This window comes from Paenibacillus tianjinensis (assembly GCF_017086365.1).
GTDB lineage: Bacteria > Bacillota > Bacilli > Paenibacillales > Paenibacillaceae > Paenibacillus_AQ > Paenibacillus_AQ tianjinensis.
The window spans coordinates 4,982,890-5,009,157 of record NZ_CP070969.1; the positions used below are offsets into that span (position 1 = coordinate 4,982,890).

A 26,268-nucleotide genomic window follows, 5' to 3' on the forward strand; every position below is an offset into this window, starting at 1 on the left:
CCCCCGGCAAATAGAATTCACTAATGAACAAAGTATTATATGATCGGCACCGGTTCCCCGACATGGGTGAGCGTCTCTTTTGTACAACAAAGAAAATAGCCTGTAAATTTTCAAAATATATTTTTATCATGCTTCAACATTTCGGGTATAATCGGTATAACTCTGGAAAGGAAGTCAGGCGATGATGTCAAAAGCACGAATTTTCGATTTGTCACTGTTTATTGCTGCTGTAGGCATAGCACTCGGGACGCATCCCGGTGTAGCCTTGAACTATACATATCTCAAAGCGATGCTGCTGTACTGGGTATTCGCCAGCTTTTATTTCCAGCTGCGCATTGTGACCCGGAGCGGAAACTCGACCATTGACTACGCTATTAGCTACACTTCCTCCTTTGGTATTTTTGCCGGCCCGCTGGGTACGCTGCTCTATGAGATTTGTTACCGGTTTACCGTATTTATCTATAAAAAGAAAACGAAAACCGCTGATCCCGGAGAGTTTCTGGATACCTTTTACAATATCGGTTCCTTCACGCTCGGCGGTACTGCCGCCTACTATTTATATACGCTTCTCTATCCATTTGCCGCTAATTTCCCGGCCGGATACTGGCTGCTGTTCCTGCTGATGGTCTGTGTTACAACCTTTCTGTCCTCAGGGTTCCTGGTAATCACCTTTGCACTCTCAGGGGATATTAAGACGCGGAAAGAAGCGCTGAATCTGCTGTTAAAAAGCCGGAATCTGCTGGATTTCAGCAAAGTCGCATTAACCAATGCCCTGCTGCTGCGCCTGCTTCAAATGGAGAAATGGGAAATGCTGATCGCTCTTTTCCTGCTGAATTACATCGTCAGTCTCTCCTTCTTCTCGAAGTCGCAGAGTGCCCAGCATAAGTTCGAGCGGGACAAGTTCGAGCAGATGGCTTACCGGGACTTTTTGACCGGCAGCTACAACCGTGCCCATATGGACAAAATGATGAAAGAGCTGGATCATAGCGGCGAATGCATCGGCATCGTAGTGGCGGACATCGACCGGTTCAAAAAAATTAACGACACCTACAACCATGCTGTCGGGGACAAAGTCATTGTTGATTTTGCTGACACCCTGAAATCGCATTTGCAGAAGGACGATATTCTCTTCCGCAGCGGTGGAGAAGAGTTCACCCTGTTCCTGAGAAATAAATCCTTCGTGGAGTGCCGGTCCATAATTGAAGAAATTCAGAATGATATTGCAGAGCATTCCGCTACGGCGGAGTATGAGGACCAGATGATCAAAGTCAGGTATTCAGCTTCCTTCGGCCTCTATTACTACAAGACAGATCTGAATACCTCTATGCAAAAAGGTTATGTTTGCGCGGACCAGCTGCTGCTGGAATCCAAAAAACTCGGCAGAAACCGGCTCACGCATAAAAATGAGCTGGATGATTAATGAAGAAGAGCCGTTTCACCGGGTAGTCCGGCTGAAACGGCTCTTTGCGTAGGCGGAATGCAGCACAGTGCAGCTCCTCCATATGTTCTCTTTATAGCTCAGTGGCATTAAATGTATCTCCGCCTGCAATCGTGCCGGAATTGAAGCCTTTATAGAACCAGCGTTTCCGCTGCTCTGAGGTTCCGTGCGTGAAGCTGTCCGGCACCGCATAGCCTTGGGTCTGCTTCTGGATCGTATCATCGCCGACTGCGCTGGCTGCCGTCAATGCTTCGTCCAAGTCGCCTTCCTCCAGCAGATTCATACCCTGCGCATGGTTAGCCCACACACCAGCCAGATAATCGGCCTGCAGCTCAAAGCGGACCTGATATTTGTTGAATTCCTTCTCACTAAGACTCTGACGGAGCGCGTTCAGCTTCTCCGAGGTTCCAAGCAGGGTCTGTACATGATGTCCCACCTCGTGGGCAATGACGTAGGCCATCGCAAAATCGCCGGGGGCCTGAAAACGCTGCTGCAGCTCATCATAGAAGCTTAGATCAATATACAGCTTGCTGTCTCCCGGACAATAAAACGGTCCGACCGCCGAGCTTGCTGTCCCGCAGGCTGAGTCTACACTGCCACTATAGAGCACCAGCGTAGGGTCCGTATAGGTCAATCCCTGCTGCGCGAATACCTCTGTCCATACATCCTCCGTATCTGCCAGCACGACAGAGACAAATTCCGCAAGCTCTTTATCCTGTGCCGTCTCCTGGTAAGGAGCATTGGAGGTAGTGCCGCCGGAAGTCAGACCTCCCAATATATCACCGACATTGCCGCCGCTGAGCAGCGTTACGATCACCACCAGAATGATACCGCCGATTCCGCCGCCGACCATTTTGCCGCCGCCGCCCATACCCCTGCGGTCCTCCACATTCGAGCTGCCTCTTCTACCCTGCCATTTCATAGCTGAGCCCCCCAGTCGTATTTACACTAAACGATTCATGTGAACAGAACTCTTATTAGTGTTATACCCAAAATCTGCAGAAGCTCACTTCCACTTGCTGGGTTTGCGGTGGAGTTAAGTAATCCCTCTCTTATCTGAGCTGCACTAATCTTGTATACGGTTCAGCTTTAGAGAAATATAATTAAATAATCATGGAGGTGAAACATTGAAGAAGCTGATATTGGGCATGTTCGCCCTTGTTTTTACCGCTACTGCCTTGTTTACTTTGTATCCCAAGAATGCAGAGGCATCCGTTGAGAAACAAATTGATGACAACACGACTTTGCTCGCTCAGCAAATCCAAAATGAAGGTAGTAACAAAACAAAACTGTCACTCAGCGGCAATCCATATGACTATATCAAGGACAGCGAAGAATATGAAAATATAGTGAAATTGGGATACAAAGCTATCCCGGTACTGGAGAAGAAGATTGATGAAAGCGAGGGCAGTGGTCTCATTGACTATATTTATGCCGCTGCAATTGAAGAGATTGCGAAGGTAGACTTAAAAGAGGACGATCCGGCTCCCTGGGACACTGGCGATACACTCTCCGAAAAATGGAAGGTAAAATTGAAAAGCATTCCAGAAGATGTTGAGAAAATCGCGTCTTCCGAGCAAACCAATGATGTTAAAATCAGATCGTTAACAAAGCTTGGACTTCCTGCGGTACCCTTTATAATCGACCAAGTCGAGGCTGGTAAAACTGAATTATTTCCGGCAATTCAATATTTAGTCTCAGACAGCGGGGAGCTGAGCAAGTCAATTTCTCCAGTTGATTCAGCACAATGGACTAAGGAGAATAAGGCTAAATTTGATGATCTGAAAAAATACGTACTGGAAAAATAATAAAAATTCCTGTTGAATTGTGCACAGTTGATTTTGATTGTATTCTCCGCAAACATAAAGGCCGGGGGAAACGCCAGATTACAGGCGTTTCCCCCGGCCTTAACTGTCTATAATGCCGAAGATAGAATATGTTTACTGAATCCGAGATATGCGACGCCATAGGTTGCTTAGAGCTGAGGACCTCCGAGCGACTCCCGCAGCCGCAGCATGTCCTCCGGCCAGGGATCGGCCACCAGGATCTGCTCTTTGCTCCAGGGATGGCGGAAAGCCAGAGACTCACCGTGCAGCGCCTGGCGGCCGCGTTCTGCAAGACCCCAGCGCGGTCCGCCGTAGAGCTCATCACCAATGAGCGGATGGCCGACATGGCTGAGATGGACGCGGATCTGATGCGTACGTCCGGTCTCAAGCTCGACCTTCAGCGAGGTGCCGCCGCGCAGTACCTCACGCCCGATGATCCGCGTTACCGCCGGCTGGCCGCCGGGCGAGACCCGCCGGCGTGACGCATGATGGCGGTCACGGCCGATCGGCTCGTCGATTACGGTAAGCGCAGGCGGCACAATGCCTTCGGCAATAGCCGCGTACTGGCGCGAAATATTCTTGCCGCGCATATCCTCGTCGAGTGCAAGCTGGGCATATTCATTCTTCGCGTACAGCACAGGTCCCGTTGTATCCTTATCCAGGCGGTGAATATGGCGTACCGCCACACCTCCGCCGGAAGATGCATAATGTCCGGCCACCAGGTGATCCAGCGTAGCCTCCGTTCCGCTGCCGTCCGGGTGCACGGCCATGCCCGCTGGCTTATGAACGACGAGGCAGAAGTCGTCCTCATACAGCACGCCGGCTTCCTGCCATATCGGCTCGATCCCTGCTTCCCGGTACGGGAAGAGCGCCAGCCGCAGCCGGTCGCCCCGCCACTGGATGCCGCCCTCGCGGCGCAGCCGCGTGTGCAGCTTCAGCGGCATCCCGGCGGTCTCCAGCAGCCACAGATCTATGGCTGCTTCCTTGTCGGCAGCTCCGGTGACAGCCCGGCCGGGCATGGCTTCCAGCCATTCCCCCCGCCGGGTCCAGGCGCCGCCGCCCTTGAAGCTGGCGCCCTCTCCGCCAGCCGTCACAGCGATTTCAAGGCCTGGTAATGGGCCTCGATCGTATCGTCAATATCCTGCTCGGTGTGCACACCAGAGACGAACATGCCTTCAAACTGCGACGGCGGAACGCTGATGCCCTGATCGAGCATTTTGCCGAAGTAGGTACGGAATCTGTTCAGGTCGCTTGTCTTCGCCGTTTCGAAGTTGTAAACCGGCCCTTCGGTAAAGAACGGACAGACCATCGAACCTACACGGTTGACCGTCAGCGGAACGCCGGTCTCTTCGCTGTTGCGCTTCAGTCCTGCTTCCAAGCGCGCACCGAGCGTTTCCAGCCGGCCGTACACCTCCGGTGTCAGCAGCTTCAGCGTGCTGTAACCGGCAGCCATTGCCAGCGGATTGCCGCTGAGCGTTCCCGCCTGATAGATCGGACCGGAAGGCGCGATCTGCTCCATAATTTCTCTCCGGCCGCCATACGCACCAACCGGAAGACCGCCGCCGATTACTTTGCCGAAGCAGGTCAGGTCAGGATCAATCCCGAACAACCCCTGCGCACAGCCCCGGTTCACCCGGAAGCCGGTCATCACCTCATCAAATATCAGCAAGGCCCCGTACCCCGTCGTCACCTTGCGCAAGCCTTCGAGGAAGCCCGGCTGCGGCGGCACAACGCCCATATTTCCGGCAATCGGCTCGACAATCACAGCAGCGATCTCATTGCCGTAGCGTTCAAACGCGATTTTGGCACCTTCCAGATCGTTATATGGCACAGTGATTGTATTCACCGCAACGCCTTCCGGCACTCCCGGACTGTCGGGCAGACCCAGCGTAGCCACACCCGAACCGGCTTTGATCAGCAAGCTGTCAGCATGTCCATGGTAGGAGCCTTCGAACTTGAGGATTTTGCTACGTCCGGTATAGCCCCGGGCCAGGCGAATGGCACTCATCGTAGCTTCCGTACCGGAGTTAACCATCCGCACGATGTCGACAGAGGGTACGCGCTCCACTACAGTTTTAGCCATTTCCGTCTCCAGCAGGGTAGGCGCCCCGAAGCTTGTCCCTTTTACCGCAGTCTCCTGCAGCGCTTGGACTACCTCAGGATGGGCATGCCCCATAATGAGCGGCCCCCAGGAACAGACATAGTCGATAAAGCTGTTGCCGTCGATATCATAGATGCGCGAGCCGATCCCGTGATCCACGTACACCGGTGTCAGACCCACGGATTTGAACGCCCGCACCGGACTGTTCACCCCGCCGGGAATATACTGCTTTGCTTCTTCAAAAGCCGCCCTGGAAGCCTCTTCCCGGCGCGACAATGGCACATTGCCCATGCTTAATCACTCCTGTTCTGTTCTCTTAATTTAACCGCGCAGCCAGCGGGCGGCATCCTTCGCAAAATAAGTGATGATAATATCCGCGCCTGCGCGCTTCATGCCGGTCAGCATTTCTAGTACAACCGCCTGCTCATCAATCCAGCCTTGCAGCGCCGCTGCTTTGACCATAGAGTATTCACCGCTCACATTATAAGCCACCAGCGGCAGATCGAACTGGTCGCGGATGGTCCGGATCACATCCAGATAAGCCAGCGCCGGTTTGACCATCAGCATATCTGCCCCTTCCAGCACATCGGAATCCGCTTCGCGAATGGCTTCCCGCAGGTTGGCCGGGTCCATCTGATAGGTTTTGCGGTTACCGAACTGCGGTGCGGAATCAGCCGCCTCACGGAACGGGCCGTAGAAAGCAGAAGCGTATTTCACCGAATAGGACATAATCGGCACATGCTCGAATCCGTTCTCATCCAACCCGGTACGGATCGCCTGCACGAACCCGTCCATCATGTTCGAAGGGGCGATAATATCCGCGCCTGCCTTAGCCTGCGATACCGCAGTCCGGGTTAGCAGCTCCAGCGAAGCATCGTTGATCACATCGCCATGCACGACACCATCCACCACATGTGTATGGACCATCCCGCAGTGGCCGTGATCCGTAAATTCGCACAGGCACGTATCCGCAACGACCAGCAGCTCAGGATACCACTGCTTAATCAGCCGCGTCGCTTCCTGCACAATCCCGTCATCCGCGAAGCCGGAAGTACCGATGGCATCCTTGGTTTCAGGAATTCCGAACAGCAGGACAGCCGGAATGCCAAGTGCTGCAATCTCGTCCACCTCGGCCTTCAGCATATCCAGTGAAAAATGATATACGCCCGGCATCGAGCCGATCTCACTCTTCACTCCTGTTCCATAAGTCACAAAAATCGGCTGGATAAAGTCCAGCGTATTCAGCACCGTCTCCCGCACCATTCCGCGGATTCCGGCAGTACCGCGCAGACGGCGGTGCCGGGTAATTGGAAAACTCATTGGTATGTCCTCCTGTATAGTAGATATGTAAACACAATCCGAAAGCAATCAGCGCTGTTAATGCTTACCCGCCAGTTGCAGCAGCATTCATCTGTTGCTTTGTTCATCACACTGCACATGATTCTGTGCATATAAGCTCAGACGCATTATCACTCTGCTTCCGTAAACAGTAATCCTGTTCGTAAACCTGCACCTCTCCAACTAACCGCAACTGCACTTTGTACAGTTAAATCGCCGATTTGCCTTTGAGTAACCAGTCTAGCTGTATTTCATACAGTTATTTTTACGGATGAAGCTATTTTAATCCCAATTGAGCAAATATAACTGCACAGAATACAGTTACTTGGCAGGAAGCACAAATATGGCATTGTTAACTGTACAGAATGCAGTTAGCTCATAAGAGCTCAAAGTTACTTCGCACAAAAGCAAACACAAACACCAGACACAGAACCGGTTGCTCCCGGATCACAGCAACCAGATGACCTGTCTCTATCGTAGTCTCGTCGACTCATTCCAGCGGCACAGCTCCTGCACCAGCCCTTCAATCGTCGCCTCTTCCGGAAGCAGCCCCGGGGTGAGGCCCGCTTCGACTGCGGTTTCTTCCGTCACCGGACCGATGCAGGCGATTGTGACCCCTGCCAGCAGCTGAAGCGGATCTTCCAGCCCCATGCGCTCCAGGATGCTGATGAAATTACGCACTGTCGAAGAGCTGGTGAAGGTAATCGCATGAATCCGCTTCTCCTCCAGCAGCCTGATCAGCTCGATATCATCCTCGCCGGTCACCACCGTCTCGTAGGTGTCCACTTCGGTCACTTCCAGCCCCAGCTCCCTCAGCTTGTCCGGCAGCCACTCGCGCGCCAGATCGCCGCGCGGCAGCAGCACCTTCTGCCCCGGCTCAAGCCGCGGGCCAAAGGCTTCGAGCAGCCCTTCCGCCTGGAAGCGGGCGGGCAGCTCCTCGGCCATCAGCCCGCGCTCCGCCAGCGCCGCGGCTGTGGCCGGCCCCACCGCGCCGATCTTCGCGCGGTGCAAGCCGCGGATGTCCACCTTGAGCTCCGCCAGGTGGCGCCAAAAGAACTCCACGCCGTTCGCGCTCGTGAAGAAAACCCAATCATAAGCTTCCAGCGCGCCCAGCGCGGAAGCAATCTTGGCTTTCTTCTCTTCGCCTTCCGGCATGACCGTCTCAATGACCGGGAACTCGTAGGGTTCCCCGCCGAGCTCCTCAATCCGGTCCACCAGCTCGCTGGCCTGGCTGCGGGCGCGGGTCACGATGATGCGCTTGCCGAACAGCGGCAGCGCCTCTACCCACTGCAGCTGCTTGCGCTGCAGGACCACGTCGCCGACGACGATCACCGCCGGCGGCTGGAAATCAGCCGCCTTGACCTTGTCCTCTATGTCGGCGAGCGTGCCCACAAGCGTCTCCTGATCCGCCCGCGTGCCCCAGCGGACGAGCGCCACCGGCGTCTCCGGCGGGCGCCCGTGCTTGATTAGCTGGTCGCTGATGTAGCCGATCTTGGCTACACCCATCAGGAATACCAGCGTTCCCGTAGCATTCGTGACTTTATCCCAATGGATGGAACGATCCAGCTTATCCGGGCTCTCATGACCGGTGATAATCGACAGGGAGGAGGCGTAATCCCGGTGAGTTACCGGAATGCCGGCATACGCCGGCACGCTGATCGCCGACGTAATGCCAGGCACGATCTCATAATAAATGCCATGCCGCCGCAGAAGCTCCGCTTCTTCACCCACCCGGCCAAAAATCGTCGGGTCTCCGCCCTTAAGCCGCACAACCGTCTTCCCCTCCAGCGCCAGATCAATCAGCAGCTGGTTGATCTCCTCCTGCTTCATGGTATGGCGGTCAGGCAATTTCCCAACGTAGATTTTTTGACCGCCGGGTTTCATATGTTTCAGCAGTCTCGGGCTTGCAAGCCGGTCATAGACCAGTACATCCGCCTTTTGAATACACTCCAAGCCCTTCACTGTGATCAGCTTCGCATCTCCCGGACCCGCACCTACCAGATATACTTTCCCCGTCATCCCTATCATCCCCTTACATCCGCCAAAATCTTCTCCGCACCCCTGGCAATCAGCTTGCGGGCTACCTCTTCACCAAGCTGCACCGGGTCTTCGCCGCTGCAGGTTTCCTTAAGGATTACCGAGCCGTCTGGTGTTCCGACCATACCGGTCAGTGTAATGACTTGCCCCTTAGGTTCAGCTGTCCGCTCTGTTCCCGCAGCTTCGCCCGCACCAAGCACCGCATAAGCGCCGATCGGCACCTGGCACCCGCCGTTCAATGCCCCAAGGAAGGTCCGTTCCGCCGCAACTGTCAGCGCCGTCTGCTCATCATTGTATAGCGCAAGCAGCTGTCGCAGCTCCGCATCCTCCTCACGGCACTCAATACCGAGCGCGCCTTGGCCTACTGCGGGAAGACACACCTCAGGAGGCAGATAGGCGCTTACCCGGTCCTGCCAGCCCATACGCGTCAGTCCGGCGGCAGCCAGCAGAATAGCGTCATATTCGCCGCTTTCCAGCTTCTTCAGCCGTGAGTCGATATTGCCGCGCACCGGCTCAATCACAAGATCCGGCCGCAGGGCAGCCAGCTGGCTGGAGCGGCGCAGACTGCTTGTGCCCACACGCGCGCCCTGCGGCAATTCCTCTAGGCTTGATCCCCCGGAAGCAATCAGACAGTCCCGCGGATCTACCCGCTTCGGAACAGCGCCATTCATTAAGCCCTCCGGCAATTCGGAAGGCATATCCTTCATACTATGTACTGCCATATCAATCTCACGGGCCAGCATCGCCTGCTCAATTTCCTTCACGAACAGTCCCTTGCCGCCTACCTTAGATAAGGTCACATCCAGAATACGGTCGCCCTTGGTCACGATTTTGTGCACCTCAAAGGTGAAATCGAAGCCATGCTCCGCACTTAGCCGCGTAAGATCCTCAATGACATGCCCTGTCTGGGTCAGCGCCAGAGCGCTTTGTCTGCTGCCTACAATAATTTTACGCATTCTCTCATTCCTCCCGGTAACATCGCTCTGTCTTACTGCTCTCCCAATCATTGTACTCTTATCTAATCCGGGGCAAGCCTGCCGTTCATCCGTCTGCCTGATATGGGCAGCAGCTTCTAACTATCCACACTATCTGCCTGCAAGTATTATCCAATAATTAATTGGATTTGCTCCATCTAATCCCATCATATTCCGATATTTACGATGATTAGTTGGAAAACCTCCACCTAATTCGATCCACACATCCATCTGGGCTCAATTTCGATACATTTAAGTGGAGTTATTCCCACTAGCACTCTGATTCCAAGTGTGATCTGAGAATTAGGTGGAGTAATTCCACTTAGCTTGAGCAGCAGATGATCTCTATAACAAATTCCTTAAAATCCCTTAAGCCGGGTCATAAAACCGGTTCCGCCAAGGCCACTACCCGGCATTACCCGGCATTAGCACCCCCCGGCTGCCTCCCGGCACTAATCGCCCCGGTTCCCGGCGATCCACGCCTCCACATCCTGCGGAGTCCACTCTATAAAGGTGCCCTGCCGCATCTCATTCAACACGTCCAGCCGGCTAAGCCTGCGCAGAAGCCGCCCCCGCACCTCAGCCGAGGGCTCGCGCCGCTTGATCTCGGTGCGCAGCTGATGCAAAAAATCCAGGTACGGTTCGTATTCCTCACCCAGCACCTCGCTCAGCTGCTCCGTAATTCTGGCCGCGGCAGACGGCCCTGCGCCTGAAGTCGAGACGGCTACAGTCAGCCGTCCCCGGCGCAGAACGCCGGGTGTGATGAAATTCCCCGCTTCAGCCCGGCTGGCCACATTCACCGGAAGTCCAAGTGAACGCGCCTCTGCAGCCACTTCCTCATTCACCGCGTCATTACTACTCGCGGCATATACCAAAAAAGCCCCCCGGAGATCACCGGGTGCATAGCTGCGGTTCATCCAGCTTAACCCGCCGGCCTCAGCGAGCGCGGTAAGCGCCCCACTCAGCGAAGGACTGACAACAACAACCTCCGCCCCCGCATCAAGGAGCGCCAGCACCCTGCGCTCCGCTACGGCTCCACCGCCGATAACAATTACCTTCTGTCCCCTGAGATCCAGCATCACCGGCATATAATAGCCCATCCCGCTCACCTCCCGCCCCAGCCATGAAATTCAGACAACGAATTCAGCAGGAAGTTGAGGATAATGAAGGCGTAGCCGGATATAGCCCAGCGGGCCATAATGGTGCCGCTTCTCCGTCCGGACCGTTTGAGGACAATATAAATAACATATACCCCCAGCCCGAGCAGTGTCGTCAGCACCTTGGAATCCTGAAACAGCGGCGTCCGCCCCTCAGCGATAATCGACGTAGCCGCCAGCAGCAGAGAGATGATCAGCAGCGGCACACCGGCAAGAATCGCGGAATACGAATATTTGTCCATCGTTTCCAGACTCGGCAGGCGGCGGATACGGTCATCCCACTTTTTATTTTTGAGCTTCGTGTGCAGGAACAGGTACATTATCGCAAATACGGTCCCCAGTGTCAGTGCGCCAAAGCTCAGATTGGCCAAAATTATATGCATCGCCAGCCAGCCATGTACTGCACTCCAGCTTTCTAGGCTATGATCCGCCGCGGTCAGCCATACCCGGTTCAGCAAAAATACACTGAAGCCGGCTCCGCTGAGCAGCAGAATGGTGAATTCACCGCCGCGTGTATACGCAACGGCCAGCGATGTCACAACGATACTGAAGGAGAACCAGAACAGGAAGTCATAGGGAGTAAAGATCGGCAGGCCCCTCTCCTGGGAGAAGCGAACGGCAAGCCCCCCGGATTGCAAAACACCCACAACGGCAAGAAGCCCTGTGCCTATCCGCTTTCCGCCCGGATTACGCCGAAGGCAATCCGAGAAAATAAACAGCAGGCTCAGGGCATATAGCAGCAGAGCAGTATCATATATTCCGTTCAGCAGTTGCATGCTGCTCACCCGCCCAGCAGGCCTGCCGGAGCAAAGACGGTCTTAGGCACATTGAAGTCAGTAGAAGCACGTTCTTTGTCATTCTGCTGCACCGGAGCATTACCGCTTCCGCCTGGGCCGGCTTCAAGCTGCTCCTGCAGGGCGAAGATTTGGGTGAAATACTCCAGAGCTTCATTTCCCTGACTGCCGCCGGACATTTCCTTAATGACGTTAATCGGGTCATGCATCATCTGGTTCACGATGCTCTTCGTCAGACGGCGGATGACCTTGCGCTGGTGCTCATCCAGCTCAGGCAGCTTGTTGAACAGGCTGTCCATCGTCTCCTCATAAATTCCGTTCGATTTGTCCTGCAGCGCACGGATCACAGGTCTGACACCAAGTGTTTTCAGCCATACCTGGAATTCGTCCATCTCGCCCGCGATCATGACTTCAATCTTCGCGGCTTCGCTGCGGCGCATCTCAAGGTTACTCTCCACGATACCCTCCAGATCATCAATATCATAGAGGAAGACATCCGGTACGCTCGAGGCCGCCGGATCAATATCACGCGGAACGGCAATGTCGATCATGAACAGCGGCCGCGAAGGGCGGCGCTTCATACCGGCAGCCACCTGGTCAGCAGTCAATACATAACCCTCTGCTCCCGTAGAGCTGATAATAATATCTACATCATCAAGATGCTTTAGGGCTTCATCAATGGTACTCGGCTTGCCGGAGAACTTCTCCGCCAGCTCCACTGCCCGCGCCAGGGTACGGTTGGCGACAATAACCTCAGCCGCACCGCTGCTGTACAGATGCTTCACCGTCAGCTCGCTCATTTTGCCTGCGCCGAGGATCAGCACTCTTTTGCCGGTAAACATGCCGAAGATCCGCTTGCCCAGCTCGACAGCCGCATAGCTGACCGAAACGGCACTTTCTCCGATGGAGGTCTCACTGTGCGCCCGTTTGCCGAGAGTCACCGCCTGTTTGAACAGCTGGTTAAACCAGGTACCGGTCACACCCTCACTCTGTGCAGTCAAAAAAGAATTGCGTACCTGTCCCAGAATCTGCGTCTCCCCGATTACCATTGAATCCAGACCACAGGTCACACGGAACAGATGGGCAATCGCCTGCTCATCTTCGTATATATACATATGTTGCGTAAATTGTTCACTTTTCACATGAAACCACTGCTCTATGAAGCTGCGGATGAAATATCCGCACATATGAAGCCGGTCTACGACCACATAAATTTCCGTCCGGTTGCAGGTGGCCACAATGACCCCTTCCAGCACGCTTTTGGTCTTCATCAGCTGATGAAGCGCTGCGGGCAAGTCCTTCTCTGCAAAAGCGAACTGCTCTCTCACCTCAACGGGAGCCGTACGGTAATTCAGGCCAACGACGACAATATGCATCGCTTGTTCACCATCCTAGTCTCTATTCAGTGGTGCAGGCACTGTTACAATTAGATCGGATGAATTGGGTAGTCTTTCACAAGTCCCCAAATCACGTGTGTTAAGTATATCACATCAAAATGTGACTTTTTGTATAACCTTTGAACTATTTATGACATCCAGATAATAATAATTATAAATAAAAAACCATAAAAGTGCTATGGTTTATGATCGGTTATTTTTTCATTAATTATGAATCAGATAAAGCGCAGCACCAGACCTGTTTTATCATCCGATATTTTCAGGCGGGGAACTTTCTGCAGCATTGCATCCTCCTGTTCAGCAGCATAAATGTCATTTGCGCAGCGCTGAAGCCCTTTCCGATCGATATCGGCAATAAGACTCTCCCACCCCGCAGCACCCGTAAACAGACCATCGCTAATGAGATAGAGGCTCTCCACATTCGCCCGGTTGAACGTCCCTTTCTCCAGGAAAAGCGGGAAATCCGGACTGCCGTTCATCACTCCGTATCCTTCCAGCGTGTTAGCCTTTCTGCGGTTATCCTGAAGCATTGGCGTAAGCAGCCTCCGGAGCTCCACCGGATCTGTTACCCCTCCTGCATGCAGCTCTGCCATCCGGTTCAGTGTCTTCTGATCAATATGGGCCACCTGTGTATGGGTGAGCGCTCTTACCGAACCATCCCTGTACCTGCACAGCAGCATGCAGTCTCCGGACTGTATATAGTCTATGGAATACGCATGTACTTTGATGATGACGTAAGCAGCAGACCAGAGTGCAGAAGAATCCGTAATATCCACACCTTCAGCTTCCATCGCCTCCCGCAAACGCTCGTTGGCTTCGATGGCTGTAAGCTCTAACGGCTGCTGGCAGGTAGCTGTAAAATACGTGGCAGCAAGCCGGGCAGCCAAATATCCGCCGGTAAATCCCTCCTGATTCCGGTAAGGTGAAAGTGAGGTCGCTCCATCCACAACTCCGTATATACGCGCCGATTCATTAACTACCAGCGAATCCTCATTCCACTCGCCGTCTCCTTGTAATGAATAAGTCTCCATTTTCCACTGGCTCATGCTGTCCATATCTCTCAACCTTTCTGTATCAGGAATCCAGTCCCAAAAAAGCAATTACTTCTGCAGGTTCACGCGCAATATAACGCTCCATCGCATCAATGTTCATGTATAGAGGAACAGAAATGTTGAGGTTACTTTTGATAGACGCCAAGCTTTTGCTTAATTGATCCAGATTCTTAATACTTGAATTGGTGGTATGACTTATCCGGGCTACTTCTTTTTCCTCGGGCTTAATATCCAGCCATTCGGCATTCATTTTGGTTATACCTACAAACTCCGGTTTACCAGCCTTGCGAACCCAGCGGAAAAATCCGATAATACGCGTTTCTCCGATTTGCTCAGCGGAAAGCTCCTTCAGGGAGCTTTCCTCTTTCAGTTCCCGGCTCATCCCTTTCTGGATCGATTGGGTGAAGCTTTCTCCCACAATATCGCTCCAATCTGCAGATCCGCTGCCTGATGGCACTAGCAAATTGCCACTTGATTGGGCCATTGCATTCTGATTCCACAACACCAAATAACGATCCTTCGTAAAAGCCAAGGTAGAGACGCCGATCTCATTATTCACACTCGAATCTTTGATGCTGCAAAGTCTCAGCTCTCCATCACTGATGCCATAAGGGTATAGCTTACGTCCGTCAAATACAATACTCTCCGGTTTCTTGGCGATGACGAGCTTTTGCATGGAGATGATATTTGTAAGATATGTATCATAATAACTTCCTTTGTGACATTCCACTTCAGTGCTATTCAACCGGATATCCGTGGACAGACACAGCTTCTGCTCATTGAAGAAATACTGATTCTTATTTTTGGACCGATAAAAGTTAAAGGTTAAGAACGCAAGCAGCGCATCCCCCTCATCCTTAATCCGCTCTCTGACCTTTTCATACTTTCTAGTTTTCGGAATCAGTGATATTTCAGAGGTCTTCCGTATATAGTTGTCAATCTCATCTGATACCAATACGTATTCCTCATGGTATGCATCCCTGCTTGGGACCTTTTGCATCTGAAAACCGTTCTCCTCATCCTCGGTACCCGGCAGCAGATCCCGAAGTTTGAATACTCCCTGCTCATTAACAATCTGGCTCACAGGTTCACTCATATACTTCCCCAGTCCATTATAGGCAGAGTAATCCGAATACATTTTGTAGCAATCCCACCCAAACTTTATCGTGCTGAGAACAAGCAACAAACCGATACTGAAGGATATTCCCGCTCCATTGAACTCACGCGTCATCTGCTCAACAAAAGCATATACCGTCGCTATAAATATTCCGAAATCCACCAGAATAATAAAGGTTTCTTTCTTCTTCAACATCGCAATATACCAAAAATAGTCACGATACATTCTAAAACGCATTTTATACCAGCCTCCATAGATACAGTTCACTCTTAACTATTTCACAAAACACCTCAATTCCCCTTCTTTCCCGACAAATTAATACACACCCCTCCTTTGCGTCATATTTTATAACACAAATTCTAGGATTGACACACTTTATTGCGGGTGATAGCATATAACAAAATAATCAAGGTTATGATTCCTTACATGAACCCTACAATCACATACCTCTTGTATAAGCTCATTAATTTGGTTTGAGCGTTTCTACAGGCAACCGTAAATTGCCCCAGGCTACAAGAGATACCGCAAGACAGATAATCCCAGGCCGAGCAGCCGCAGACTTTGGTGTGCCCGCTCTTCCCGGTGACTCTTTGTTCTGCAGGTGTCTCTTGTATTCTGGGGTTTTGCATATCCAGACAAAAGGAGTGAAGGCGATGAGCGCATTACTTGCAAGACTCAGCGAATCGATCAGCAAGGCCAAAAACGTGAGGATTTATAAAAATAAAGACACCGCCTATGATTTCAAGCTGTATCCTTTTGGCGAACGGGGCACATATATCGATCCCGAGCTGATCAGTGAAATTACCGACAATCTGGCCAGCAGCATTACAGAGCAGTTCCCCGCTTTCGATTATATTGTTTCGCCCGAGCCGGGCGGTCACACCTGGGGCATGCTGGCAGCCTACAAGCTGATGAAGCCGATGAATATTCTGCGCCTCAGCACCGAGCTGTACGAGAATTACGAGGTTTGCATTAAGCGGGAGACGGCTTATAACGAGAACTATATTTATTTTGACGGATTCACAGCCGGAGATCGGGTACTTATTCTTGATGATGTGATCAGCTCAGGCGCAACGATCCGCTGCATCGCCCAGCAAATGGCGGATATGGGGGTAGAACTCGTCGGGGTGCAGGGTATTCTGGCCAAAGGTGAGCACTACAAACAGCTGGAAGCGGACTATGGAATCCCGGTGCGGGTGCTGTCCAAAGTGTAAGTGAATTCAAGGGTTACAATACTTTCTAAGGAGTGAACAACCATGGCTTATTATTATGATCAGCCGTCCAGAACGTTCAGCGAGTTCCTGCTCGTTCCGAACCTGACGACCAAAGAATGCATTCCCGGGAATGTAGATCTCAGAACCCCTGTGACCAAATTCCGGCGCGGCGAAACTCCGGCGCTGACCATGAACCTGCCGGTTACCTCCGCGGTGATGCAGGCGGTTTCCGACCATAATATGGCTATAGCCCTGGCCAAAAGCGGGGGAATCTCTTTCATCTATGGCTCCCAATCCGTGGAGCAACAGGTGGAGATGGTCCGCAGGGTCAAGAAGTTCAAAGCCGGTTTTGTCCTGAGCGACTCCAACCTGCGTCCGGAGGATACACTGAAGGATGTGCTGGCCCTTAAAAACCGCAGCGGCCATTCTACCATCGCCATTACCGATAACGGAGAGCCGACCGGCAAGCTTATGGGCATTGTCACCAGCCGCGACTACCGCGAGAACCGCCTGCCGCAGGAATGTCCGATTACCGAATTCATGACACCGCTGTCCGCCCTGATCTACGCCGAAGAGGGGATTACACTGACTGAAGCCAATGATATGATCTGGGACCATAAGCTGAACTGCCTGCCGATCGTGAACAGCAGTGGACATCTGGTGCATCTGGTCTTCCGCAAGGACTATGACAGCCACCAGGAATATCCGCTGGAGCTCCATGACAGCAACAAGCAGCTGATCGTCGGCGCGGGTATCAACTCCCGGGATTACAAGGAACGGGTGCCGGCGCTGGTCGAAGCGGGAGCAGATGTGCTCTGCATCGACTCCTCTGACGGTTATTCCGAATGGCAGGCGGAGACGATCCATTATATTAAGGAAACCTTCGGGGAGACAGTGAAGGTCGGAGCCGGCAATGTCGTCGACAAAGAAGGGTTCCTCTACCTGGTCGAAGCCGGAGCGGACTTCATCAAGGTCGGCATCGGCGGCGGCTCGATCTGCATTACCCGTGAGCAAAAGGGCATTGGCCGCGGCCAGGCCTCCTCCGTCATTGAGGTAGCGGCAGCCCGGCAGGAATATTATGAGCAAACAGGCATCTATGTCCCGATCTGCTCCGATGGCGGCATCGTCCATGACTACCATATCGTGCTGGCACTGGCTATGGGCGCTGACTTTGTTATGCTGGGCCGTTATTTTGCCAGATTCGACGAGAGCCCGGGCCGCAAGCTGCTCGTCGGCGGGAACTTCGTCAAAGAATATTGGGGCGAAGGCTCCAGCCGGGCCCGCAACTGGCAAAGATACGACTTCGGGAACGCCGACAAAGAGAGCAAGCTCGAGTTCGAAGAGGGTGTGGATTCCTTCATCCCTTATGCCGGCAGACTCAAAGACAACCTGGACCTCAGCATCAGCAAAATCAAATCTACCATGTGCAACTGCGGTGCGCTGACCATTCCCCAGCTGCAGAAGCATGCCAAAATCACCCTCGTTTCATCAACTACCATCTACGAAGGCGGGGCACATGATGTTATGCTTAAGGAGAAGGATCGAACATCCTGAGCATTGATTATGATTCACAAGGAGCAGTGGTAATGAAGGAACTTCGCAAGGTACTGGTTAGCAAAGCCCAGCTTGAGAGCCGGGTAAAGGAGCTGGGCGCAGCCATCTCACGCGATTATGAAGGCAAAGAGCTCGTGCTCATTGGCATTCTGAAAGGTGCCGCCGTATTCATGGCCGACCTGATGCGGGAAATCACCTTCCCCGTGGCCATTGATTATATGTCCGTCTCCAGCTACGGCAGCAGCTCCACCACATCAGGTGTAATTACAATTAAGCAGGACATTAACACCGACATTCGTGGCAAGCATGTGCTGCTCGTCGAGGATCTGATCGACACCGGGCTCACCCTGCAGCACCTGGGGCAGCTGTTCGCCCTCCGCGAAGCGGCAAGCGTGTCTATCTGCACCATCCTCAGCAAGCCCTCCCGCCGTCTGGCCGATATTCCCATCGACTACTGCGGCATCGAGATCCCCGACGAATTCGTCGTCGGCTACGGCCTCGACTATGCCGAACAGTACCGCAACCTGCCGGAGGTATGGATTGTGGAGACTGAGGAACAGCAGTAGCAGTAGCAGCACCATGCACCACCAAAATAACGGACACCTCTCCCGCCAGCATTCACTCAGAATGAATGGGCAAGAGAAGTGTCCGTTTTTTTCAAATCATTCTACTAACGTAATCGCCGATCACAAATAAGCCTAAACCAATGAGCAGCAGGTTCATTAGAGCAATCCATTTTATGGTATATTTGAGAATATGATTAATTTAACCTTCTTATCCAGGAATATAAGGAGTGATGATGAACTTGAAGCGGTTACCTATTCTACTCCTGCTCAGTGCTATGTTAATCGGCGGCTGTAGCGGGAAGGATAATATTTATTCAGGAATTGAAAAGCAGGACCTTACGGAGATTAATTCTGCCAAGGAGCTGGATTACATCTACGCATACAAAGGACATACTGACAACTGGGCATCCACCTATTACGTCTATCAGAAAAAAGATAGCGATAGTCATGTCTCCAGAGTATTTTTGAAATATCTCGGCAAGGAGCCCGGCCCGTCAGGTGAAATGAAATACGCTTATACTACAGAAGGCGGCGGTGGCGGGAGCGGGACCCTATCTGATGCGGAGTCACCGTCCGTCATATACAACCTGGGCGGCAGTGGTGGAACCGGCTCAGTGGCCGAACAGGATTCTGTTGTAAAGATGCATGTGGAGTGGAGTGGGGGATCAGAGGATATTGAGCTGGAGCCTGAACTTTAATCATTCCATGGGCAGCCCATACAAAAGAGCAGAGCAGCGGTTATCCTTAACGGAATAATCGCTGCTCTGCTTGTTATGATGTCTTTTTCTCTTAAACTACTATTTTAATTGATATAAACGATAGATAAGCGCAGCTGCCTCCGCTTTGCTTGCGGTTTGAGCCGGACGGAAGCTATGATCCTCAAATCCTTCGAATAATTGGATACTCTTAGTTAATGCTACGCTTGCCGCTGCCCATTTCGATATTTTGGCCTTATCTGTGAAGGTTGCATTTACGGATTCAGGCTGGGAGACAGCTTGCTTGCCATTATAGGCTGTGAGTGCCCGTGCAAGCATCGTCGCGATCTCTTCACGGGTAATAGTTGCTTTCGGATCAAAAGCATTTGCTGATTTGCCGGTAATAATCCCCGCAGCATAAGCAGCGGCGATCTCATCATAATACGGATTGGATGATGAGATGTCTTTGAACGGCAGAAGCAGTCCTTCACCGCTCAAACCATAAGCCCGGGCGATCATTGCAGCAAACTCTTGACGTGTAACTTTGTCCGATGGACGGAACACTGCACTCTGATCCAGGATTCCTTTGTTCAACAAATAATTAATTTCCTGCACTGCCCAATGATTAGCAGAGACATCTGTGAAAGAAGCTTTGCCTAACATTACTGTATATCGGCTGAAGTGTCCTCTTGGTGTTGTTACGGTTTGAGTAACCGGGTCATATTTGCCCCCGACAGCTTCCCATGTAAGACTCTCATTATTAAGCAGATACACCGTCAGATTCTCCAGGTTGGCCCCGGAATATTTGGAAGTATCGATCGAAGATACATCAAAAGTAACTTCAATAGGTTTGGCAAAGCTCTTAACCTGCTGACCGCCTACAGAGGCACTGAATTCCATCACAGGAATGCTGGCCAGCGGTTCAGCCTGGCTAGGCTTACTTACTACAGCATTCTCTACAACTTCAGCCGCCAAATTAATCGTCTGGCCGGCTTCTACAGTACCGAAGGTATCCGGCTCAAGCGTGAATGCGGTTTGATCCATCTGAATTTTTAAGCCGGCAACATCATTTTCTTTGACCAGCGTAAGGATTTCGGACGGAAGCGTGGTATTCAGCTTATGAATTCCTTCTTCTACCGGAGGCACGTTGACGGTGATGCTCACCTTCAGCTCTGCTGCACTTCCTGTACCCAGCTTGCTTGTCAGATCTTTGGACAGATCGGACAGCGCCAGCTTCGCAGATTGGATCTGTGTGCTGATCAGCGTCTCATCAAGCTTCGAAGAAACAGTATTACCTGCCACTGTTACATTTGCCTTGGCAATCGTTACTTCTCCCGCTTTATTAAGAGCGGTCTGGCTTGAGGAGATTACGCTGTTCTTCAGCTTCTGGATGTCTTCCGCTGCCACACCCTGCACATTATTGAGTACAGCTGCTGCATTCTCAATAAGCGTATGGGCGAGCGAGACTGCCTTGTCGGAGCTGTCCATTTTATTCAGCAGATATGGTGCACTTCCAACAAGCTCTGTAATCGAGTCCACAATCTTCTGCTTCGCTGCAGAATCTTGGATCGTTGCGAGCAACCCTGCTGCCGTATCCATAGCTTTTGAGAGGCTCTTGCTGTTCTGCTCGGCTTCCGCGGAAGTCGTAGCAGATTTGAGCGAGTCCGCAATGCTTGTGAGGGCCGTTTGCGCTGCTGCGGCCCGTTCAACGGCTGAGCCCGTGGTATTCGTTAATAATTCTTCAAGTTTGTTATTCTGCTTCTCTACATTCTCAGTCACGTTTGCAGCAGTTGGAGTTGGAGTCGGTGACGGAGTAGGAGTAACCGTACCAGTACCAGTTTCTGTACCAGACCCGGTTCCATTTCCATTTCCATTTCCATTGCTGTTGCCGGTTCCGCTTCCATCACCATTACCTACATCTGTTCCTGGCAAATCTGTACCCGGATCTACTACAGTGCCTGTGGTTGTCTCAAGCACAACCTTCTTGTTCAGCGTGTAATTCTTGCCGTCAATGGTTAGAGAAGCCTTAATTATATAGGTTCCATTTGTCAGATAGCCAACGTTCTCACCTAAAGTGTTAAAGGTATAAGCAGTCAGCGGATAGCTGACCGATGAATCTGAGTATAGTGTTCGTCCAGACTCATCCTGAATTTCATAGGAAGCTGCCTCTGGAGTAACATATTTATACCCGTTAGACCAGCCACCGTTGGATATTACCAAAATCTGCGGCTTTTTAATCTGTCCGATCTGATTACCCGCAGTATCCACGAGTCCGATGGTCAGCCAGTTCACTCCGGCAGGACGTTTCAACTTTCCATCCTTCAGCCCAACGATGTCCAGCCCCTGTATGGTCTGCGGAGCAAGCTCAGTAAGTGTCCCCGCCTTCAGCGTTCCAGGTGCAAAATGAATATCATACTGATACTCAATTGTACCAAATGCTTTATCTACCTGTACTGTTACATCACCCGGAGTCAGCCGTACCTGATCTGCGTTATAGGCATAACTCTTTAGTGTCGATTGATTCGGTGTAGAATATTCAACGCTATAAATCGTTCCGGATTCTGGCGCAACCAGGGTAGCCAGCCCGGAAGCGGAATCATCAAGCGTAAGTGTATTATCTCCCGCTCCTATAACAACTCCATCACGGTAGATAAAGGTGTCTGATGCAGTTTGCGCCAGCATACTGTAAGTCCCCTGCGTTGCGTAGAAGTAGTTCTCTTTCACCGCATTGCTGTCGATTACATATGGAACGTTGTTTGCACCAGCCAAGTCAGCTCTAACAACAGATAAATCCTCTGCAGGTCTATCTAATAACACTTTACTTACTTCCTGCAGTTCCTGTCTTGCATCCAGCACGAGCGAGTAATCCTTGCCTGGCTCCGTACGGACAGAACCGTACATATAGTAGCCGAATTTAGATTCTACACCCGTATAACTCCGGTTGTAGCGGATGAAGTCAACACCAACTACAGAAGGTGAATCCACAACCAGAATAGCTTGCGCTTCAGAAGTATTAATGAAGTAAGAGTCTCCTTGGTAGGAACCATCCTGACTCTTAACAACGGCCTGTACGCTGGCATAATCGAGTGGAACGCCACCGGCATAACTGCTTCCTTCGGCCTTGTCCAACCCGCGAACGCGGATTACCGCCTGGGTCGCCGGATTAATCACCGCTGCCTTTACCTTTTTGAATAAGAAGCCCGGTTTCTTGAACATAAGTTCACCGATATAATAGGTCTGATCTGAAGGGATCGTAAACTTCCCTTGAGCATCCGTAACTCCGAGCGCCTGACCATAACGGCTAATTTCCACGCCGGCCTGCAATTCGCCTTGTCCGCCAGTGACATGCTGCCGCACAGTAATGGTTACATTTTGTGCCTGGTCAACAGTTAGATAAGGTTTCTCTACTAGGTCAACCAGTTTCCCGTCTTTACCTCTGATCTCTACATCAAATTCATTCTTCGGCAAAACCTTCAGTACTGCCTCAGCCAGCGGTTCTCCATTGACATACTGACCGTTTGAATAGGTATAAGGCGAGAATTGAACTTTATAAGTTCCTGCAGTAACCGGCTTCCAGTCCCGCATATTAATGCGCTCCAGATGACCATCCTTCTCCCTGGTCGTCCAAGACAGCGAATCATTCGCTAAAACTGTGCCGCTCTCATCCACAATCGAGAACCTATAGCTGCCGTTCAGATCGATAATATTGCCATATTCATCTGTCATAACAACCTGGTTCTGGACACTTTCACCCAGTACAACCTGATTCCGCAGTTCATCTTTGCCATAATAAGACGTGTCCGGTACCACAACATTAATCTTGGTTGTGTAGGTGCTGCCGCCCTTCAGCGTATATTCGCTCTCGGCCGGCTTAAAGAATGCTTTCAGTACAATCTGATTCGCACTGTTACTCTGGCCGGCTGCCGAAGGCGCAACAGTGGCTGTCAGTCGATGAATTTCTTCCCCCTTGCGCACATACAAAGTACCATTAGCCGCAGGAAGAGTAGTACTGATCTGGCTATAATTGAGCCTGTCATTAAGATAAGACACCAGCACTTGTCCTACACCTGCGCTCTGCTGAGGCACCTGAAGCTTCAAGGCACTATAATCAGCCGGGTTCGCAGCCGTTGTTACTTCAACCGCAGCTTCCGTCGGCTTAACCCTATTACGGAAGACCACCTTGCCGTCCACACCCTGAACGGTGCCGACCGCAGTGATTTCATATTCCTTATTCTTTTTGACATAGATAACAGGTGAAGTTAACTTTTTATTGTTGTATCCACCATTAATCTGTTTATACTGGTTGTTATCAATGAGTGAATAAGATTCCAGCTGCACCGGCTTATTATCCCATGTGTAATGGAGGCTGAGACGACTATAATCACTGCCATCCTCAATAATCTCCTTGTGAACTCCGCTAACAGAGGAATACAACGCCGCTTGACCCGTCTGGAATAAATACGCTCCATCGTCTGTAGTAACGTAGCCTGTATAATTTCCTGATACTTCACCAGTTCTAAGAACTAACACATCGATTCCCGAAACTCCATAGCGGTTAACAATTCCGTTTGGCCAAGAAGTGTTAGAATTATAGTTACGCAGCTGCTTGCCAGCTGCATCCAAGTAACGAATAGCAACAGTATATGTTCCTGCCTGCTGGAGATCGGTTACATAGATGGGCTTAGCTTCATATTGATCGGTCCCCTGTTTCAACAATACGAACAGAACAGAAGTACTAATGGTTGAGCTTATTTTATCCCTCAATTGAATCTGTCCGTTTGCATCCGTTGTAAAGGTGTAATAGGAATAATTCAACGAAATAGCGAGCGATTCGTTCGCTAGCGGAACACCATTATTGCTAATGGTCAGTCTTACATTCTTATCATCACTGCGTATCTCTCCATTGGTTGCACTTACATATGTATTAGAATCCTTGGCCATTACTTCGACAGCAATGTTTATCCCCGTTGTCGAGGGTACCCGGATAATCTGCGGTAGGGTAACAACCGTACCTTGCTCACCCTCAAATTCTGCCCGCAGGGAATATTCTTCACCGGCTGTCAATCCTTCAAAAGGAATGCTGCTATATTCAAGGGAATTGTATACAGCATCCACTGCTGTAAGCTTCGCCTCGCTTTTAGGCTTCACCTGGCGTGCAATTTCAGTTTCACCCTTGGTAAGGATAAACTTAACCTCTTGCAGAACCTTAAGATCTTTATAGGTGACATCTACTACACTGTTGACCGTAATCTTTTGCTTGCCGTCCGGCGATAGTTCATTGGATGCCATTCCCGCTTTAAGTGAAGCAGCAGACACCCCAAGTACATTAATAAAAGCTAATAAAAAAACTAAAACTACCGAAACAGCCATTCGAAATCTCTTTGAATACATAACCCATCTCCTACTCCCCAGTGAATTCAAATCCTTTTTTTAACGATCTAAACCGTACGATCACTACTCCTTTCTAAACTAAGCCCAAAAAAGGCGTCTAGCATAGATTTTACATTTATTTCTTTGCAGTGTCTATTAATTCCCTTAACAGGTAAGAGAATAGAACTAATTCCAGGATAATACTTTCACTGAAATGTCGAAATTACTGGATTTATGACTGATGTAGTCCCAGAAATTGCCAAAGGTATTATACATATTGACTCTGGTAATCAATAAAAGAGTTGCAACGCTGAGTTATGTTTGGGTAGAAAATCCGGCTATTGCTTTGAGGAAGATTCTGAGCAGTTATGCTGCAAAACTAATAGAGGGGCGTGCCCAGTAACAAACGACTACTGAGGTAGAGGTAGTAACTTAGCTTGGGAGATAAGGTAGATCAAATGCGGCATCTGAACAAGACGATGTTGACAACGGATTCTTGTGGTACCTTTAAGAGGAAAAGAAAAATCGACCATCTGAGGGTAACAATATCAGTGTTAATAGAACAGACAAACCTATAAAGAAACAGCTCTTTACAGGTTTGCCTGACTTACTTTCAGTATTTAATTCTTCATAGATTAATTCCGGTACTCGCCGCTAAGGATAAGTTCCCACCATTCTGTGTTGTCGATATACCACTGGATGGTCTGAGCAATTCCAGTCTCAAAGGTATAAGTTGGCTTCCAGCCCAGATTCTCCAGCTTGGTTGGATCAATAGCATAACGCTTGTCGTGACCTAAACGGTCAGCAACAAATTCAATCAGATCTTCAGATTTACCCAAAGTATGAATGATCGTCTTAACTACCTCTAGATTGGTTCGCTCATTATGTCCACCTACATTGTATACTTCACCATTAACTCCTTGATGCAGAACCAGATCAATGGCAGCACAGTGATCCCATACATGCAGCCAATCGCGGATATTCTTGCCATCGCCATAGACAGGAACCTTCTGTTCGTTCATTACCTTCGATATCGTCAGAGGAATTAATTTTTCAGGAAAATGATAGGGTCCATAATTATTAGAACAGCGGGTAATATTCATAGGTAATCCGAAAGTTTCATAATACGCCCGCACCAATAGATCTGAAGAAGCTTTGCTCGCACTGTAAGGGCTGTTAGGCTGCAAAGGTGTTTCTTCCGTAAAGAATACAGAAGGATCAAAATCCAGTTCTCCGTAAACCTCATCAGTGGATACATGAACAAACTTGCTGATTCCATCCTTTCGAGATGCATCAAGCAGCACTTGTGTACCCATAACATTCGTCCGTACAAATACTGCCGGATCTGTTATGGAGCGGTCCACATGACTTTCTGCTGCAAAATGCACTACATAATCGAATTGTTCTTGCTCAAAAAGTGAACTAATCGTCTCCCGGTCAGCAATATCCGCTTGCACAAAACGGTAATTGTCTCTATTTTCAATGTCTGAATGCTTTTTAAGTTCGCCTGCATAGGTCAACAAATCCAGGTTCACGACATCATAATCCGAGTATTTATCCACCATATATTGCACAAAATTCCCGCCAATAAAACCAGCACCACCGGTGATCAGCAATTTCTTCCTGCTCATTCAATGC

At 50.7% G+C, this 26,268-nt stretch carries 19 protein-coding genes and 1 riboswitch; of the genes, 6 read left to right on the plus strand and 13 right to left on the minus strand.

What is annotated here, in order from left to right; translation table 11 throughout:
• The first annotated feature begins 181 nt into the window (after positions 1 to 181).
• On the plus strand, positions 182 to 1,420 hold the full coding sequence (locus tag JRJ22_RS23145) for a GGDEF domain-containing protein (protein ID WP_232380933.1): 1,239 nt from the start codon (positions 182 to 184) through the stop codon (positions 1,418 to 1,420).
• 91 nt (positions 1,421 to 1,511) lie between these two features.
• Here the strand turns inward: JRJ22_RS23145 and ypfJ are convergent, their stop codons facing one another.
• Complete coding sequence (gene ypfJ, locus JRJ22_RS23150) at positions 1,512 to 2,360, minus strand: KPN_02809 family neutral zinc metallopeptidase (protein WP_206101688.1); 849 nt, start codon at positions 2,358 to 2,360, stop codon at positions 1,512 to 1,514.
• Positions 2,361 to 2,565: 205 nt separating this feature from the next.
• Here ypfJ and JRJ22_RS23155 point away from each other — a divergent pair, with 205 nt between their 5' ends.
• On the plus strand, positions 2,566 to 3,246 hold the full coding sequence (locus JRJ22_RS23155) for a hypothetical protein (RefSeq protein ID WP_206101689.1): 681 nt from the start codon (positions 2,566 to 2,568) through the stop codon (positions 3,244 to 3,246).
• A 167-nt stretch (positions 3,247 to 3,413) separates the two neighbouring features.
• Here JRJ22_RS23155 and JRJ22_RS23160 read toward each other — a convergent pair whose 3' ends face one another.
• The 10 genes from JRJ22_RS23160 to JRJ22_RS23205 form a co-directional block, all read right to left on the minus strand.
• Positions 3,414 to 4,283, minus strand: coding sequence for an RluA family pseudouridine synthase (locus JRJ22_RS23160; protein WP_206105274.1), 870 nt, complete (start codon positions 4,281 to 4,283; stop codon positions 3,414 to 3,416).
• A gap of 71 nt (positions 4,284 to 4,354) precedes the next feature.
• Positions 4,355 to 5,656, minus strand: a complete 1,302-nt coding sequence (hemL, locus tag JRJ22_RS23165) for a glutamate-1-semialdehyde 2,1-aminomutase (protein ID WP_206101690.1) — start codon at positions 5,654 to 5,656, stop codon at positions 4,355 to 4,357.
• A 30-nt stretch (positions 5,657 to 5,686) separates the two neighbouring features.
• Entirely contained in the window at positions 5,687 to 6,685 is a 999-nt protein-coding gene (hemB, locus tag JRJ22_RS23170) for a porphobilinogen synthase (RefSeq protein WP_206101691.1), read from the minus strand.
• A 489-nt stretch (positions 6,686 to 7,174) separates the two neighbouring features.
• The gene (gene cobA, locus JRJ22_RS23175) at positions 7,175 to 8,722 is read right to left on the minus strand and encodes a uroporphyrinogen-III C-methyltransferase (RefSeq protein WP_206101692.1); all 1,548 of its coding nucleotides are present in this window, start codon (positions 8,720 to 8,722) and stop codon (positions 7,175 to 7,177) included.
• Positions 8,723 to 8,727: 5 nt separating this feature from the next.
• Positions 8,728 to 9,696: a hydroxymethylbilane synthase gene (hemC, locus tag JRJ22_RS23180; RefSeq protein WP_206101693.1), complete on the minus strand. Its 969-nt coding sequence runs from the start codon at positions 9,694 to 9,696 to the stop codon at positions 8,728 to 8,730.
• Between the two features lie 470 nt (positions 9,697 to 10,166).
• Positions 10,167 to 10,814: a precorrin-2 dehydrogenase/sirohydrochlorin ferrochelatase family protein gene (locus JRJ22_RS23185; protein ID WP_206101694.1), complete on the minus strand. Its 648-nt coding sequence runs from the start codon at positions 10,812 to 10,814 to the stop codon at positions 10,167 to 10,169.
• Between the two features lie 5 nt (positions 10,815 to 10,819).
• The gene (ccsA, locus tag JRJ22_RS23190; RefSeq protein WP_206105275.1) at positions 10,820 to 11,647 is read right to left on the minus strand and encodes a cytochrome c biogenesis protein CcsA; all 828 of its coding nucleotides are present in this window, start codon (positions 11,645 to 11,647) and stop codon (positions 10,820 to 10,822) included.
• Between the two features lie 5 nt (positions 11,648 to 11,652).
• Positions 11,653 to 13,041 carry a glutamyl-tRNA reductase gene (gene hemA, locus JRJ22_RS23195; protein WP_206101695.1) on the minus strand — a complete coding sequence of 463 codons (1,389 nt, stop codon included), beginning with the start codon at positions 13,039 to 13,041 and terminating at the stop codon, positions 11,653 to 11,655.
• Positions 13,042 to 13,277: 236 nt separating this feature from the next.
• Positions 13,278 to 14,117 carry a protein phosphatase 2C domain-containing protein gene (locus JRJ22_RS23200; RefSeq protein ID WP_206101696.1) on the minus strand — a complete coding sequence of 280 codons (840 nt, stop codon included), beginning with the start codon at positions 14,115 to 14,117 and terminating at the stop codon, positions 13,278 to 13,280.
• Positions 14,118 to 14,136: 19 nt separating this feature from the next.
• Positions 14,137 to 15,468: a hypothetical protein gene (locus JRJ22_RS23205; RefSeq protein ID WP_206101697.1), complete on the minus strand. Its 1,332-nt coding sequence runs from the start codon at positions 15,466 to 15,468 to the stop codon at positions 14,137 to 14,139.
• Between the two features lie 193 nt (positions 15,469 to 15,661).
• Positions 15,662 to 15,764, plus strand: a riboswitch (purine riboswitch).
• A 120-nt stretch (positions 15,765 to 15,884) separates the two neighbouring features.
• Here JRJ22_RS23205 and JRJ22_RS23210 point away from each other — a divergent pair.
• The 4 genes from JRJ22_RS23210 (at position 15,885) to JRJ22_RS23225 (ending at position 19,263) form a co-directional block, all read left to right on the plus strand.
• A complete protein-coding gene (locus JRJ22_RS23210) occupies positions 15,885 to 16,445 on the plus strand; it encodes a phosphoribosyltransferase (protein WP_206101698.1) in 561 nt (186 codons plus the stop codon).
• A 42-nt stretch (positions 16,446 to 16,487) separates the two neighbouring features.
• Complete coding sequence (locus tag JRJ22_RS23215) at positions 16,488 to 17,999, plus strand: IMP dehydrogenase (RefSeq protein ID WP_206101699.1); 1,512 nt, start codon at positions 16,488 to 16,490, stop codon at positions 17,997 to 17,999.
• A 32-nt stretch (positions 18,000 to 18,031) separates the two neighbouring features.
• Entirely contained in the window at positions 18,032 to 18,565 is a 534-nt protein-coding gene (gene hpt, locus JRJ22_RS23220; protein WP_206101700.1) for a hypoxanthine phosphoribosyltransferase, read from the plus strand.
• Positions 18,566 to 18,804: 239 nt separating this feature from the next.
• Entirely contained in the window at positions 18,805 to 19,263 is a 459-nt protein-coding gene (locus tag JRJ22_RS23225) for a hypothetical protein (protein ID WP_206101701.1), read from the plus strand.
• Positions 19,264 to 19,362: 99 nt separating this feature from the next.
• Here JRJ22_RS23225 and JRJ22_RS23230 read toward each other — a convergent pair whose 3' ends face one another.
• Together JRJ22_RS23230 and rfbB are read right to left on the minus strand one after the other, a co-directional pair.
• Positions 19,363 to 24,651 carry an S-layer homology domain-containing protein gene (locus JRJ22_RS23230; protein ID WP_206101702.1) on the minus strand — a complete coding sequence of 1,763 codons (5,289 nt, stop codon included), beginning with the start codon at positions 24,649 to 24,651 and terminating at the stop codon, positions 19,363 to 19,365.
• A gap of 614 nt (positions 24,652 to 25,265) precedes the next feature.
• Entirely contained in the window at positions 25,266 to 26,261 is a 996-nt protein-coding gene (gene rfbB / locus JRJ22_RS23235) for a dTDP-glucose 4,6-dehydratase (RefSeq protein WP_206101703.1), read from the minus strand.
• Positions 26,262 to 26,268 lie beyond the last annotated feature (7 nt).